This window comes from Schinkia acidoalkalinis (assembly GCF_054301215.1).
In genome coordinates, this window is the sequence record NZ_CP182573.1 from 303612 (window position 1) to 318465 (window position 14854).

At 37.1% G+C, this 14854-nt stretch carries 12 protein-coding genes; 3 read left to right on the plus strand and 9 right to left on the minus strand.

The annotated features are described in order from the left end of the window. Window positions 1-57 precede the first annotated feature (57 nt). Window positions 58-1713, minus strand: a complete 1656-nt coding sequence (locus ACNQFZ_RS01490) for a DUF2339 domain-containing protein (RefSeq protein WP_458413600.1) — start codon at window positions 1711-1713, stop codon at window positions 58-60. A gap of 151 nt (window positions 1714-1864) precedes the next feature. On the opposite strand from ACNQFZ_RS01490, the gene ACNQFZ_RS01495 reads away from it, so the two are divergent. Beyond that, complete coding sequence (locus ACNQFZ_RS01495; RefSeq protein WP_458413601.1) at window positions 1865-2104, plus strand: hypothetical protein; 240 nt, start codon at window positions 1865-1867, stop codon at window positions 2102-2104. 58 nt (window positions 2105-2162) lie between these two features. Here the strand turns inward: ACNQFZ_RS01495 and ACNQFZ_RS01500 are convergent, their stop codons facing one another. Together ACNQFZ_RS01500 and ilvD are read right to left on the minus strand one after the other, a co-directional pair. Continuing rightward, entirely contained in the window at window positions 2163-2813 is a 651-nt protein-coding gene (locus tag ACNQFZ_RS01500) for a VC0807 family protein (protein WP_458413602.1), read from the minus strand. Between the two features lie 163 nt (window positions 2814-2976). Further along, on the minus strand, window positions 2977-4653 hold the full coding sequence (gene ilvD / locus ACNQFZ_RS01505; protein ID WP_458413603.1) for a dihydroxy-acid dehydratase: 1677 nt from the start codon (window positions 4651-4653) through the stop codon (window positions 2977-2979). 313 nt (window positions 4654-4966) lie between these two features. Between ilvD and ACNQFZ_RS01510 the strand changes: the two genes are divergently transcribed. After that, entirely contained in the window at window positions 4967-6586 is a 1620-nt protein-coding gene (locus ACNQFZ_RS01510) for an ABC-F family ATP-binding cassette domain-containing protein (protein WP_458413604.1), read from the plus strand. 108 nt (window positions 6587-6694) lie between these two features. On the opposite strand, the gene ACNQFZ_RS01515 is transcribed toward ACNQFZ_RS01510, so the two are convergent. From ACNQFZ_RS01515 to ACNQFZ_RS01540, 6 genes are all read right to left on the minus strand, one after another. Then, window positions 6695-6901, minus strand: a complete 207-nt coding sequence (locus ACNQFZ_RS01515; protein WP_458413605.1) for a hypothetical protein — start codon at window positions 6899-6901, stop codon at window positions 6695-6697. Window positions 6902-6925: 24 nt separating this feature from the next. Next, entirely contained in the window at window positions 6926-7558 is a 633-nt protein-coding gene (locus ACNQFZ_RS01520) for a thiamine diphosphokinase (protein ID WP_458413606.1), read from the minus strand. Window positions 7559-7745: 187 nt separating this feature from the next. Continuing rightward, entirely contained in the window at window positions 7746-10253 is a 2508-nt protein-coding gene (locus ACNQFZ_RS01525; protein ID WP_458413607.1) for a DUF3656 domain-containing U32 family peptidase, read from the minus strand. Between the two features lie 164 nt (window positions 10254-10417). Beyond that, on the minus strand, window positions 10418-10621 hold the full coding sequence (locus tag ACNQFZ_RS01530; RefSeq protein ID WP_458413608.1) for a DUF6501 family protein: 204 nt from the start codon (window positions 10619-10621) through the stop codon (window positions 10418-10420). Between the two features lie 141 nt (window positions 10622-10762). Then, window positions 10763-11077, minus strand: coding sequence for a hypothetical protein (locus tag ACNQFZ_RS01535; protein ID WP_458413609.1), 315 nt, complete (start codon window positions 11075-11077; stop codon window positions 10763-10765). 80 nt (window positions 11078-11157) lie between these two features. Continuing rightward, window positions 11158-13314: a sensor domain-containing protein gene (locus ACNQFZ_RS01540; protein ID WP_458413610.1), complete on the minus strand. Its 2157-nt coding sequence runs from the start codon at window positions 13312-13314 to the stop codon at window positions 11158-11160. 148 nt (window positions 13315-13462) lie between these two features. On the opposite strand from ACNQFZ_RS01540, the gene ACNQFZ_RS01545 reads away from it, so the two are divergent. Next, window positions 13463-14833: an MATE family efflux transporter gene (locus tag ACNQFZ_RS01545; protein WP_458413611.1), complete on the plus strand. Its 1371-nt coding sequence runs from the start codon at window positions 13463-13465 to the stop codon at window positions 14831-14833. Window positions 14834-14854: the final 21 nt, after the last annotated feature.

Below are 14854 nucleotides of genomic sequence, written 5' to 3' on the forward strand. Positions count from 1 at the left end.
ATATTTTTCAAAGCAAAAAAGAGACCGACAAATTGTCAGCCCCTTGCATAATGAATATCAATCCTTTTTGGTGTAGAAAATCCTTGAGATTAGAATACCAATCACACCAAGTCCGATGAATAAAATTGCACGTATCGCGATTGATACCATGAACAGATCAATAAAGACAACCTTACTTAAAGCTATGAATAACAAGGCAACACCTGTTAGACGAACTGCTTTTTTATTTCTTTTTACTCCAAGCACAACTAATATGACTGCAAGAATCGCCCAAACAAAGGAGACTGTCATTTGAATGATATTTTCGCCAATTCCCACAAGTAGTAAAGGAACCAAAAGGTACGTGAACCTAAGCCACGCGATAACATTTGCTCCAACGACAAACCATAGTAAAGTTTTAAGGTTTCTATCATACTTTAAGAGTCCAAACAGGATGAATCCCACTGTCGCTAAAAGGGTTAACCAAATAACTGAATCCATTGAAAATAATTGTAAGTAGTTGTTTTCAATGGCAATCAGGTAAGCCACGAAATAAATCATTGCCCCCAGGAATCGCTGCAGCTTCGACTGTAATTGCCAGCCGAGATAAATAAGTGCCACCCCTTCTAATAAGAGGAATACCTGTATAACATCTCCCTCAAATACATGGATCAGCCACGTTATGAGTGCAAAAGCGGACACAACAGAGGCTGTCACCATCCGTTCCTTATCTTTTTTAAAATAATAAGAGATGAAGAGAAAAACGATGGTAGTTATAAGGGCAAACAGTTCTGCTGAAAATTCAAAAAGAATACCATTGACCCATACGCTTGTGAACACGAAGCTTGTAAATAAAGTGGCCACTTGTTCTCTTTCATACAAGTTTCCTTTCAAATAGGTGACCGTAACAAATAAGAATTGCGCAATAATCCCGTAAACAAGCGGCTCATTATCACTTAGGAAACCCGCAGTAACCGTATAAATAAAGAATGTTAAATGTAGAAGTACAAAGGCGACTAAATAAAGAACAATGAACTTTTTTCGCAATGAAAAATAAAGTAAAACAAGATAAAGGATTGTTTCATATAATGCAAAAATCCAAATGTTTGGATTCGTGCTTTCAATGAGGAACGGAATGAAATATCCACCGATGGCAATGAAAACCCCCAAAGCTTGGGATTGATACTTGATTGCAAAAAATAATCCAAGTACAAGCCAAATAATATTCATCATGAACGCGAGTGGCCCTGGTATATAACCGAATAAAGTATTGGCTGCAAATGTAGTAAATAAAAGAATCGAATAAGAGCCGCCTAATAATACAATCCCCAGTTTCTCGCGATTATTTCGGATTTGTTTTTGCCCAAAATAAATGAGTGCGGCACCGACTCCAAACCCGAGGATAATCCGAACGAAAGGCGTTAGAAATCCGTAATCAACAGCAACCTTAAATCCCCAAAGCACACCTAATAACATGACTACCATAAAAATCCTTGGCAGCCATACTTGGGTTAACAGCTTTTCTATATCCGGTTTTTCCTTACTATTTGTTTCTTGAGTCTTTTTAATTGATTCCCAACCTTTTTTCTTTTCATTAAATGCTGATTTTGATGTTGTCATTGTCAAATGTTGATTCGATTTAACATTATTAAAAGCAGCTTTTAACTCATCTACCTCATTTTCTAATTCGGCAACTCGTTCCTCTAACGAAAGTATTCGTTCATCTTCTAACAATTCTCTCACTCCTCTTGAGAATTTTTACTCAGTCGAATTTCAATCTTCTGTATAAATATACCAATAGTATACCAAATTGAAAGTTGACTCGGGATATTATTCCGAAAAATGTCTAAGCTAAAGGAAATATCAGTATAAAAGGTGAGCTTTTATGAGTTTATTTGTAAAACATGAAGTTAAGGAAAATGGAGGAAGATTTGAGGCAATTTTATTTTTAAATAAAAAAAAGGCTGATCATTTACTTGATGATGATTATAATCGTACGATAAAAAAAGAGGCATTAACCTATATTAAGTCAAAATTCCCCAATATCCCCATCAAGGTTGTCCGAATCATGGTTGGCTCTTTCCTTTATTTTTCGTTTTCGACAAATAGTAGGCTTGATTTTTAATAAATAAAACCACCTACTCACTGGGGTTACACAGCAAGCAGGTGGTTTTTTATTATTTCTAAATAACTAGCTCTTCTTCGTCTTCGTTACCTTTTTCCTTTTCAGCATGCTGGCTGATTTTATTAAATACAAAGATGACGGCTCCTACAAATACAACTGACATAATCCATCCGAACGTTCTCATTGTGATCAGAATTTTACCATATCCATCGACACCGTATTTATAAATCAACCAAATTTTCACACCGCTCTCAAGCACATCGCGTAAAACTAAAAAGGCTGTTAACCATTGGAAGTATTTAAAAAGTTCCTTTGATTTGTACTTTTTAAAGCTTTCCTCACGAGGCGTACCTTGTACATAAGCGGCGTCAACTAGAAAATACATAACCATCGGTTTTTTGATGGCGATAGTAAATAGTAAAAAGGCAATCATTCCAAAGTTGAAATAAATTCCATTCCACAGCATCCACTCCGCTGAGTCACTAACTAAGTCTAAAATCGTATTGATCAGCAGGGATGACATTATATATAAACCGGAAACGTTAAATTGACGTTCATTAAAAAAGTTCCAAATAGTATAGACAAACGCAGGAGCAGTTGACAACAACATCGCATAATAATCACCTAAAGGCGCACGTCCATATTTCCAAATAACAATTGGCAACACGATATAACATATGATTTCGAGAATCGGTTTGAATTTTTTCATAGAATCTCCTTTGGTTAAGGTTACATATCATACTTCATTATAATATCAAATGTAGGAAAATAAAATGCTCATTTTTTTCAAGCAGATTACAAAAAAAGCACGGCCCCAATCACAGAGCCATGCCTAATACCAAATCAATTAAAATGATCCATTAACTAGAATACTAGATTTTCAATATTCCGCCCTTGCTTGCGTTTGTTACAAGTTTGGAATAGCGTGCTAGATAACCAGTTTTTACTTTTGGTTCGAAGCCTTTCCAGTTTTCTTTGCGCTTGTTCCACTCTTCTTCTGGTACGTCTACGTTCATAGTACGTTCGTTAATGTCGATGACAATGTGATCGCCATTTTCAACGAAAGCAAGTGGACCACCTTCTGCGGCTTCTGGTGACACGTGGCCGATGGAAAGACCGCGGGATGCGCCTGAGAAACGGCCGTCTGTTACTAGTGCAACCTTTGTTCCAAGTCCCATACCAACGATTTGTGCAGTTGGCGCAAGCATTTCAGGCATACCTGGGCCGCCTTTTGGACCTTCATAACGGATTACAACTACATGTCCTGGTTTTACTGAACCATTAGCGATGCCTTCAAGTGCTTCATCTTGTGAATCGAATACAATTGCTGGACCTTCGTGGCGAGTAATTCCGCCTTCAACGGCACCTGATTTAATAATTGACCCTTCTGGTGCAAGGTTACCGAATAGAACTGCAAGACCGCCTCTTTCAGTATGCGGATTATCAATTGGATGAATAACCTCATAGTTTTTCACTTTATGACCAGCAACGTTTTCACCTAATGTTTTACCTGTAACGGTTAATGTATCTAAATGAAGGGCACCTTCTTTTTTCGCTAACTCATTTAAAAGACCATGGACACCGCCTGCCTCATGTAAATCTTCAATAAACACATCTGATGCTGGTGCAAGTTTTGCTAAATGCGGAACTCGCTCAGCTACTGCATTAATGCGCTCAAGTGAATATTCAACGCCGGCTTCATTTGCTAGTGCAAGTGTGTGTAAGACTGTATTTGTAGAACCGCCCATTGCCATATCTAAAGCAAATGCGTTATCAATCGCTTTTTCAGTAACGATATCACGTGGTTTAATATCATTTTCAATTAAGTACATTAATTGTTTTGCGGATTCCCGAACAAAATCACGGCGTTCTGGAGATACTGCTAAAATTGTACCATTTCCTGGTAATGCTAATCCAAGCACCTCAGCAAGACAGTTCATGGAATTAGCTGTAAACATACCTGAACATGATCCACATGTCGGACAACCATATTGTTCAATTTCAGTTAAAGCTGATTCATCAATTTGTCCAGCTTGGTATGCCCCCACCCCTTCAAATACTGAAGTAAGTGAAAGTTTTTTACCAGTGCTTGTTACACCAGCTTTCATCGGGCCGCCGCTGACAAAAATTGTAGGAATATTTAAACGCATGGCTGCCATCATCATTCCTGGGGTAATTTTGTCACAGTTTGGAATACAAACCATACCGTCAAACCAGTGTGCAGCTACAACTGTTTCAACTGAGTCAGCGATGATGTCACGGCTTGGCAATGAATAGCGCATGCCAATATGTCCCATAGCAATACCATCATCAACGCCAATTGTGTTAAATTCAAATGGTACACCGCCTGCTTCACGAATCGCCTCTTTTACAATTTTACCAAATTCCTGTAAATGAACATGACCTGGTACTATATCAATATAAGAATTACATACTGCAATAAAGGGTTTGTCGAAATCTTCTTCTTTTACACCTGCCGCACGAAGTAAACTGCGGTGTGGGGCTCTGTCAAAGCCTTTTTTGATCATATTACTACGTAATTCTGCCACGAAAATCCCTCCAACTATTTTCTAAAAAATTATTAAATTTAAATTATTTAATATTGTACCACTTATTCTATCATCATGACAGTAAAAAATTTATACTAACTTTATTTCCGCTACCAATTATTACGACATTTGCATCAAATCAATATAATTCTATTGTAAAAAGCGCTTACATTATATAAGGAAAACAATTTATTAGTATTTATTCATTACATTCGCAAGTCCCTCATGTAAGACCTTTGTGCTTTGAATCGCTTTCTTTATATTTATTTGGTATAATTTCATAGATAATAAAGATTTGGAGGAATTTTAATAAATGATTACGGTTAGTAATGTAAGTTTGCGCTATGGCGACCGGAAGTTGTTTGAGGATGTAAATATTAAATTCACGCCTGGAAATTGCTACGGTTTAATTGGGGCCAACGGCGCTGGTAAATCTACTTTTATAAAAATTTTATCTGGTGAAATTGAACCGCAAACTGGCGATGTATTCATGGAACCTGGGGAACGTCTAGCGGTCCTAAAACAAAACCATTTTGAATATGAAGAATATGAAGTACTAACTACAGTCATTATGGGCCATACACGTCTATATGAAGTCATGCAGGAAAAAGATGCAATCTATATGAAAGCCGATTTTACCGACGAGGATGGCATCAGAGCTGCCGAGCTTGAAGGCGAATTCGCTGAAATGAATGGTTGGGAAGCTGAATCCGAAGCTGCAATTCTATTAAAAGGCTTGGGCATTCCTGATGATCTTCATACGAAAAAAATGGCGGAGTTAACTGGTGGCGAAAAAGTGAAGGTGCTTTTAGCACAAGCATTATTCGGTAAACCTGATGTACTTCTTCTTGACGAGCCGACCAACCACTTGGATATGAAAGCAATATCTTGGCTTGAAGAGTTTCTTATTAACTTTGAAAATACAGTGATTGTTGTTTCCCATGACCGCCACTTTTTAAACAATGTTTGTACACATATTGCCGATTTGGATTTTAGTAAAATTCAAATTTATGTTGGCAACTATGATTTCTGGTATGAATCAAGCCAGTTAGCGTTAAAAATGGCCTCGGATGCCAATCGTAAAAAAGAAGAAAAGATTAAAGAGTTAAAAGAGTTTATTGCCCGCTTCAGTGCAAATGCCTCAAAATCAAAGCAGGCAACATCACGTAAAAAGCTTTTGGATAAAATCGAGCTTGATGATATTAGACCATCATCACGCCGCTATCCGTTCGTCGGCTTTACACCAGATCGTGAAATCGGTAATGACTTACTCCGTGTCGAAGGCTTGACGAAAACCATTGATGGCGAAAAAGTACTTGATAATCTAAGCTTCATCATGAATAAAGGCGATAAAGTCGCCCTTGTTGGCCAAAATGAAAGCGCAAAAACAACTTTATTTAAAATTTTAATGGGTGAAATGGAGCCAGATAGCGGCACCTTTAAATGGGGTGTAACAACGTCCCAAGCCTATTTTCCGAAGGATAATAGCGAATTCTTCGAGAACTCAGACTTAAATCTCGTGGAATGGCTGCGTCAATTTTCTCCTAATGATGAAAGTGAAAGCTTTTTACGAGGCTTTTTAGGAAGAATGTTATTCTCTGGTGAAGAAGTTCTTAAAAAAGCAAGCGTCCTTTCCGGGGGCGAAAAGGTGCGTTGTATGCTGTCAAAAATGATGCTGAGCGGTGCGAATGTTTTGCTATTGGATGAGCCGACAAACCACTTGGATCTTGAATCGATTACAGCTTTGAATAACGGCTTAATCGCTTTTAAAGGTTCGATGATGTTTGCTTCCCATGACCATCAGTTTGTGCAAACCATTGCTAATCGCATTTTTGAAATCACGCCTAAAGGCTTGGTTGATAAGCAAATGACCTTTGATGAATACTTGGAAAATAAAGACATCCAAAAGCAAGTAGCAGAAATGTACAAATAGATAGAAAAGCGAAAGCGACCGTTTAGCGAAGTTTTCTAGTCGCTCGGAGCTGGAGCTAGACAATAAAAAAAGCGGAAGCCTTGTCAAAGGTGCTTCCGCTTTTTTCATTTAGATTGCCACGAATTCTTTCTTTTTTATATCATTAGTTGATGTAAAATCTTCACCGTATTTTTTTACTCCAAAAGCAGTCCGAATCATTGGAAATTCTAAACCCCAACGGCTAAACCACTCTCTTTTAATTTGCTCATTATATAAATTTTTTTCAGCCATTTCGATTAATTCATGTTCATATAATTCACTGATTCTTTTAGCCATTTTATAGCACATCCTTACCATTTTTTAATCATTACTTTTTATTACTTGCAAAATTCCTGACGATACTGTAATTTTGCCCATTTCTCCATCTAATACATTACTAATACCAAGGGACTCCCCTATCCGAATCGTTGCATTATTTAGTGGATATTGAAATCCTTCCAATGTTATGCCTTTTACCTCCAGTGTAAGTGGGAGCAAGGAAACATTTCTAAGCCGAGATTTATGTATGACAAGCTGACTATTTACAAGTTGAATTTCATTACGTTCATCAATGATTTTGGATTCGACACCTGCTTGTAAGCCGCTATATAATAGTTGAATATTGGCGATTGAGTGATCGAAACGTGTTCCTAAACCGCCAAATAACAAAATTTCCTTTGGCTGTTTTTTCAGCGCAAAGTGAAATGACATCTCTGTATCAGTCTCATTTTTATCAATAGGATCACATGAAAGTATTTCCTTTGTATTCGCAATGATTTTTTCTTTTTCGATGTCTGTTACGGAATCGAAATCCCCAATAGCCGCATCCATTTTTATACCATTTACATATAGAAAATAGGCTCCGCGGTCGACTCCAATAAGAAAATCATCCTCCTTTATATAGGAAATTGCCCCTGTATGTAAAGTTCCACCGCTGAAAATTAATACTCGCACTATTTTTGCCACCTATCTTTGTAAATTACGCAAGCTATCGGCAATTTCGCTTATTTTACTTAGCATTCTCAATTCCTATATGCTTATACTATCAACAAAATAATACAAATTTTGATAGTATTTGAAAAAGCTCTCTTATATAGAATAATACAATTTAGCAAAAATTGTTTGACTAAATTAAGAAATTTTAATAGCTACGGGAATGATTTTCTTTTTTAATAAGCTGACCTCTCGTAACACCTAATTGATTGGTTGCTTTTAAAGTCTTCCATACACTTGTACCCGATCTTTGTCCTTTAAGTGCTTCACGATAAAGGCGAATGACCTCCTTGACTTTTTCCGCACCCTCTTCTAAAAACTCAATACGAAAATGCTGAATCCCTTCATTTAAGAAATTCGTAAGGTATTCTGCCCCAGATTGTTCGATTGCATTGTATACGGTATTGCGGCAGCCAATGTCCACTCTAACGGGATGCTTCATGCCTATACGGTCTTGTAGAGAGATACGATGCTTTTCACAAGGACGTCCGCAGTTCGTAAAATCAGTACCCTCACTTAAAAAAGTACAGTATACACAATGCTCCGTATGGAACATTGGCAAATGCTGGTGAATCACAACTTCTATATGATCAGTAGGTGAATTCTCCAATAAATCAAACATTTGCTGAATATTCAAATCATAAGATGGTGTGATCCGTTGTAAACCACGTCCTAAAAATAAATCGACAGCTTGTGAGTTCGCAATATTTAATGAGAAATCACCAATTATTGGTATCAAGAGATTTTGTTCAGTATAGTACTGAACAGCACCAAGACTTCTAGCTAAAATGGCATCAGGTTCAGCCTTTGTTATGCCATTTAAAATAGCATTTTCACCTGGCATATGAATTCTTGGAGTCGCAAGGGCAATCGGCTTTTGATAGGTTCTTGCAACGTGTACAGCTTTTGGATAATCCGTTGTAAATTCAAAGTCGGCATAAATAAAATCAACATCCGTTTGACATGCAGCTTCGATTTGTTCCATCGTTCTACATAGCGCAATTAAATTTTGCTTATCGGCCGGTTGCTTACTTTTATTATTTTTTTTGACAACCCCTATGTTATTTTTTTGATATCGATATGGTGCTTGTCTTAAAGCTATTAGCTCTTCGACTGCTTGTCTCCGCATTTGATTCAGTTCTTTTACAGGAATAATGATCTCTTCCTGAAAAGTTGCATCAAGATTAGTAAGCTCAAAGATCGTCCCACCTAGGCGGCCTAACTGCTCCGCTAAATATTCAGTTGTTAATGGCCGTTTCATTGCTTTTTGCAATCTTTCTGTTGACTCAATCGTTACGTAGTTGTTTGCCGTTTCATCGTGCCAAACTGTGATTAATGGGCCCCCAACAGATCCGGTAACTGAAACGCTAAGTGGAAAAAGACGATACGTTTGCTCGGAGTCTTCATATGTTTTCCGCAAACGACGAGCAAGCTCTTGGTCACTTGTTTTCCAAATCTTATCACCGACATGGACCTTCGTTAAATTGATGTCATGACGACCCGGTACGATCTCGATAAGACCTAGCTTTGCTTCACCGTCAATTTTTTGGCCTTTTTTTCGAAGGTCGTAGACGCGCCCGCCCTCTTCTTTTTCCTCAGGACGTCCAGCATCGAAAACGATGCCATCACCACGCTTTAATGGCGCTTCTATCTCACATAGAACTGCATCCTTTAGTACTTTTTTAACCTTACCTAAATAGACCCCACGGCTTTTCGGAAATGTTCCGTCTAGTAGCTGTTTATGGTTCGTTCCTTTAAGAAAACCGAATGTAAAACCACGGCTGAAACTTTGCTGAAGCTCACGGATTTCTTCTTTTGAAGGTTTATAGTTTCTGCCAACTAAATATTCGTCAATCGCTTTACGGTACTTACTTGTAACATTTGCTACATATTCAGGTGATTTTAAACGTCCTTCAATTTTAAAGGTCGTTACCCCCGCTTCAATCAACTTGGGGATGATTTCTAAAGCAGCTAAATCTTTTGGTGACAGAACATAAGCAAGATTGCCCATTTCCTTTATTTCTTCGTCGACAATTAAATCATATGGCAAACGGCAAGCCTGGGCACATTCTCCGCGATTCGCCGAGCGTCCGCCCCACATTTCTGACGTTAGACATTGACCCGAATAAGAAACGCAAATGGCACCATGAACAAATACTTCTAATGGTGTACCAGTTTGACTAGAGATGGTTTGAATTTGCTTTATATTATTTTCCCGGCCTAAAACGACAACCTCAAGGTCATAAGGCTTCAAAAAGTCGACCGCTTCAGGTGAAGTGACCGTCATTTGTGTAGAGCCATGAATAGGAAAATCCGCTGAAATTTCTCGGATTAATTGTAGTAAACCCATGTCTTGTACAATTAGGCCGTCAACACCAGCATCAATGCAGGCTTCCACCAATTTCCTGGCATCATCCATTTCATTCTCAAAAATTAAAATATTTAACGTGACAAAGCCACGAAGGTTATATTTATGCAAATAAGCCATAATTTCAGGTAGCTCATTTGTTTGAAAATTTGTCGCACGGACACGTGCGTTAAAATTTTCTACTCCAAAATAAACGGCATCTGCTCCATTAGCAACTGCAGCTTTTATACACTCCCAATTTCCAGCAGGTGCTAATAATTCAACGTTTTTCTTCGTGATGCGTTTCAAATTCTCAATCCTCTCTTTTTACTCACTCAAAAATTTATTTTACTTTATTTGAAAGAAAAAAGCTACATAGCATTGGAGATTCATGTCGGAGATTGGAGAAATTTCGCCAGGCAAATAAAAAAGATAGGTTCTTAAAAACCTACCTTTGTTAATTCTTTATTCAATTAAATCGCTTCAAAATAATCTTTGTAATATCCGCCCACTTTTCCGGAATTGTCGACGACAAATAGGAATTCTTCTGTTTCGTTTTTGACATCGTATACTTTACCAACGGTTAGTACTCGATCTACCATATATTTTTCTGCATTTGTATGTACACATTTTACTTGCTTAATTGTTTGTTTGTTTTGCCACGTATTATGAATCATTTCGTACAGTCCTTTCGATTTTGTTGTTCATCTCCATATTATAATGGTAATTGCGCCATTTTCCAAAAGAAATTTTCAAAAAAAAGCGCCAAAACCCAGTTACCACAGGAGTCTTGACGCTACAAAGGCACTTTCACCTTCTTATGATTCTTGGCAGCATTCCTCAAACCAATGATCCAAAACTTTTGCATCTAGAACTTTCTTATCAATAAAAAGAATTTGGTTCTTGGTAAAGAAAGACCTCCATTCAATTTCAAGTTCAGTCGCTAATTTCGTAATCGTCAATAGCTCTTGCCATGCAACATAGCGCTTATACCAAAAAAATGTTGGTTGTTCACTCATATACGGATATAAATCATCGAATTCTGTATGCTTACATTCTACTGTTCTTTCAAACTGAATTTTCGCGGCTTTGATTTTTTCTTCGAAAAAAGTCGCAAGTGTTTGTTGGTCCATCTTTCTACCCCCCGTTTCTTTTTTTCACTTTTTTCATTCATATGCATTATACCATGAAATCATGTATCTGATTCAAATTATTATAACAGTTTTTCAAACAATTCCGAAGGTAATGGTTTACTATAATAATATCCTTGTACAATGTCACATTTTAGGTCATATAGAATATCAGCAACCTCTTCTGTTTCCACGCCTTCCGCAATCACCTTCATATTGAAGATATGTCCCAATTGGATAATGGCTTTTACTATCCCAACATCATTTTCACTATTTGCAATTTCTTGAATGAAGCATTTATCGATTTTTAAGATGTTGACTGGAAATCTTTTCAGATAACCAAGAGAAGAATAACCTGTGCCAAAGTCATCTATTGATATATAAATTCCTAAGCTTTTTAATTCATTCAGAATATTAATTCCCTTTTCAAAATTTTGCATGAAACTATTTTCAGTTATTTCAAGCTCTAGATATTGTGGGTTAAGGCCGGTCTTGGTTAATATTTTTTTTACATTTTCTACATAGTTTGGTCGTAAAAATTCAATCGCGGAAACATTGACCGCAATTCGCATTGGTTGATATCCTTTTTCGATCCATTCCTGGTTTTGCCTACATGCCTCATATAGGACCCATTCCCCTAACTGAACGATTAACCCGGTTTCTTCTGCAAGTGAGATAAATTCATTGGGACTAACAAATCCAAGTGTAGGAGAGTTCCAGCGTACCAAAGCTTCCATCCCGTCCATTCGCTCAGAATCAAGAACAAATTTTGGCTGGTAGTGTAGTGTAAGCTCACGATTCTTAATCGCTTTCCGAAGATTAATTTCTAAGTTTAAGCGCCCCTTAGCATCCTTGGCCATCTCACTATTGTAAAAAATAAAACCTTGCTTTCCATTTAATTTGCAATGCTTTAACGCAGTTTCAATGCGGTTTAAGATTTTTTCAGTATTATCATCTTCGTTACTTGGAAAAGTTGTAACCCCGATGGAACATGAAACGATTAATTCATGGTCGTCGATAATAAACGGTTCTTCAATCGCAGCCAAAATATCCTCTACTTTCAATGCTAATGATTCGTTATTTTCATAACTTTCAAGAATAATAACAAATTCATCACCATTCATATGGTAAACGTTTCCACGATTGGTTACAAATTGGGCTAATCTTTTGCTAAACTCCAAAATTAATTTATCGCCTCTGTGGAAACCTAACGTATCATTTATTTGCTTGAACCGGTCAATATCTATGAATAGTACTGCAAATGTTTGATTTTGAATTTTCTCAAGCTTTTCGTGTACATCTTCTGATAACTTTCGGCGGTTTGGTAGATTCGTCAAATCATTATGATAGGCCATATGTTGAATTTCCTTCTGGGCCTGCTCTAATACCGTTATATCATTTGTACTACCAATGATCTCAATGATGTTCCCATTTTCAACAATAGGTGATAGCATCGTATATAACGCCATTCCGTTATAATGGTGGGTAAATGAACACCTTTCACCGCAAAAAACAGCATGTGTAAGCTCCATCACATGGTCCACTATCTCATCACCATAAAAATTTTTCATCCTTTTTCGATCAAAGCGCCCTTCGGAAATATCCAATTGCTGGGACAACATTCCTTCGACTAGTGTAATAAACAAATCACCGAATTGGTCTTTCTTAACTTTAAACACCATATTATCGAGGTTTTTAATCGTTCTCTCAAAATCATTTTTAATGACTTTTCGAAGCTGCTCCTCCGCTTCTTTTCCTTTTGTTATATCAGTACGGAGCGAAATAAATCCATCTATTTCATTTGTACTTTTATTATGGATAGGAATGATACTGGAATGAACCCAATACAATGAGCCGTCCTTTGCCATATTCCTTATTTCCCCGCTCCAATTTTTTCCCGATAAAATAGTATTCCACATCATTTTATAAAAATCCTTGCTATGAAAACCGGAATTTACAATTCGGTGGGTTCTCCCTATCAACTCATCCCTGCTGTACTTTGAAATTTCGCAAAATTTATCATTTACATAAAGAACTATCCCAGCTTTATCAGTCACTGCAACAATCGTCGAAGCGTCTAGAGCGTATTTAATATAGGCATAATCTCTTAGGAAAATTTCATTTAGTTGTTCCACTAATGCGGTAGATTCACTGTCAATACAATAAGATTTCATTTGTTCAAGGAGTTGTAGTATTTCCATATTAGAATTTTGTGCAAACTGTTGGTATATCAAAGACATCTAGAATCACCTATTTTAATTTTAGTTGTACAATAGTTTAAATTATAAGGTATCATTTTGTTTTATGATATAATGTTTAACGGCATTTTTTCAGCAAACATACGAAAAATTGTCTTTTCGCCATATTTAAAAGAATAGAGGTACCACTATGAATCAAACCTATTCAATCAAGCAAAAATTATCATTATTTCTTAAAATCTTAATACCAATCTTAGTTACTCAAATCGGCCTCTATGCAATGAATTTCTTTGATACGATGATGTCAGGGAAGGCTAGTGCAGATGATTTAGCAGGTGTTGCCATCGGTTCTAGTCTTTGGATGCCAGTATTTACAGGGGTAAACGGTATTCTTATGGCAATCACGCCGATTATTGCACAGCTGGTTGGTTCTAAAAATACAAAGAAAATCCCATTTTCTGTGATTCAAGGCATATATTTATCCATTATTATCGCTATTCTTATTATAATTATAGGCGTTATTGCAATCAATCCAATTTTAAATCATATGAGTTTGACCGAGAAGGTTGCCAATATTGCTAAACATTATTTAATCGGCCTGGGATATGGTGTTCTCCCTTTGTTTATGTATAGTGTTCTTCGCTCTTTTATTGATGCTTTAGGCCATACAAGGGTTACAATGATTATTACCCTTTCTTCGTTGCCTATAAACGTTTTTCTAAATTATGTATTGATTTTTGGTAAGTTTAGATTTCCAAAGCTAGGGGGGATTGGCACCGGGTACGCTACTGCTATTACGTATTGGGCTATTCTAACCTTTGCCCTCATCGTCGTTTTGAAGCAACGCCCTTTTCGTCCATTTACATTATTTCGAACGTTCTTCCCTGTCCATGTAAGCACATGGAAGGAAATTCTAAAAATAGGAGTTCCAATCGGGTCTGCAATGTTTTTTGAAACAAGCATTTTCGCCGCTGTTACATTACTTATGAGTGAATATAATACAATCACGATTGCATCCCATCAGGCAGCAATGAATGTAGCGTCCTACTTGTATATGATTCCTTTAAGTATTTCAATGGCCTTAACCATCGTTGTTGGTTTTGAGGTCGGTGCAAGACGGTATAAGGATGCTAAAATATTCAGCTACCTTGGCATCGCCTTTGCCATTATACTTGCTGGTTTTACATCTTTTCTTTTATACCATGTTAGGGGGCCGATTGCTGGGCTTTATACGAATAATATGCAAGTATTGGAATTAACAAAACACTTTTTGTGGTATGCCATTTTATTTCAATTTTCCGACGCGTTCGGGGCACCTATTCAGGGTGCTTTACGGGGCTACAAAGATGTGAATGCCACATTTGCTATGGCACTTGTTTCTTATTGGCTTATTGGTTTACCAACAGGATATATTATGGCTAAATACACCGAATTTACTGCATTTGGCTACTGGATTGGCTTAATTGTTGGTCTAGCAGTCGGCGCTATAACACTTTTAGGAAGATTATTCTATATCCAATATCGAAAATACAGGCGGCCTGTAAGCAGTGTGAAAGCATAAAGAGCAAAAAGCTGTCTGGTT

What these genes read in the sequence shown, in the direction of transcription:
- ACNQFZ_RS01495 (WP_458413601.1), top strand. Translation starts at nt 1,865, where the DNA reads ATGAGTTTATTTGTAAAACATGAAGTTAAGGAAAATGGAGGAAGATTT.
- ACNQFZ_RS01500 (WP_458413602.1), bottom strand. Translation starts at nt 2,813, where the DNA reads ATGAAAAAATTCAAACCGATTCTCGAAATCATATGTTATATCGTGTTG.
- ACNQFZ_RS01510 (WP_458413604.1), top strand. Translation starts at nt 4,967, where the DNA reads ATGATTACGGTTAGTAATGTAAGTTTGCGCTATGGCGACCGGAAGTTG.
- ACNQFZ_RS01515 (WP_458413605.1), bottom strand. Translation starts at nt 6,901, where the DNA reads ATGGCTAAAAGAATCAGTGAATTATATGAACATGAATTAATCGAAATG.
- ACNQFZ_RS01530 (WP_458413608.1), bottom strand. Translation starts at nt 10,621, where the DNA reads ATGATTCATAATACGTGGCAAAACAAACAAACAATTAAGCAAGTAAAA.
- ACNQFZ_RS01535 (WP_458413609.1), bottom strand. Translation starts at nt 11,077, where the DNA reads ATGGACCAACAAACACTTGCGACTTTTTTCGAAGAAAAAATCAAAGCC.
- ACNQFZ_RS01540 (WP_458413610.1), bottom strand. Translation starts at nt 13,314, where the DNA reads ATGTCTTTGATATACCAACAGTTTGCACAAAATTCTAATATGGAAATA.
- ACNQFZ_RS01545 (WP_458413611.1), top strand. Translation starts at nt 13,463, where the DNA reads ATGAATCAAACCTATTCAATCAAGCAAAAATTATCATTATTTCTTAAA.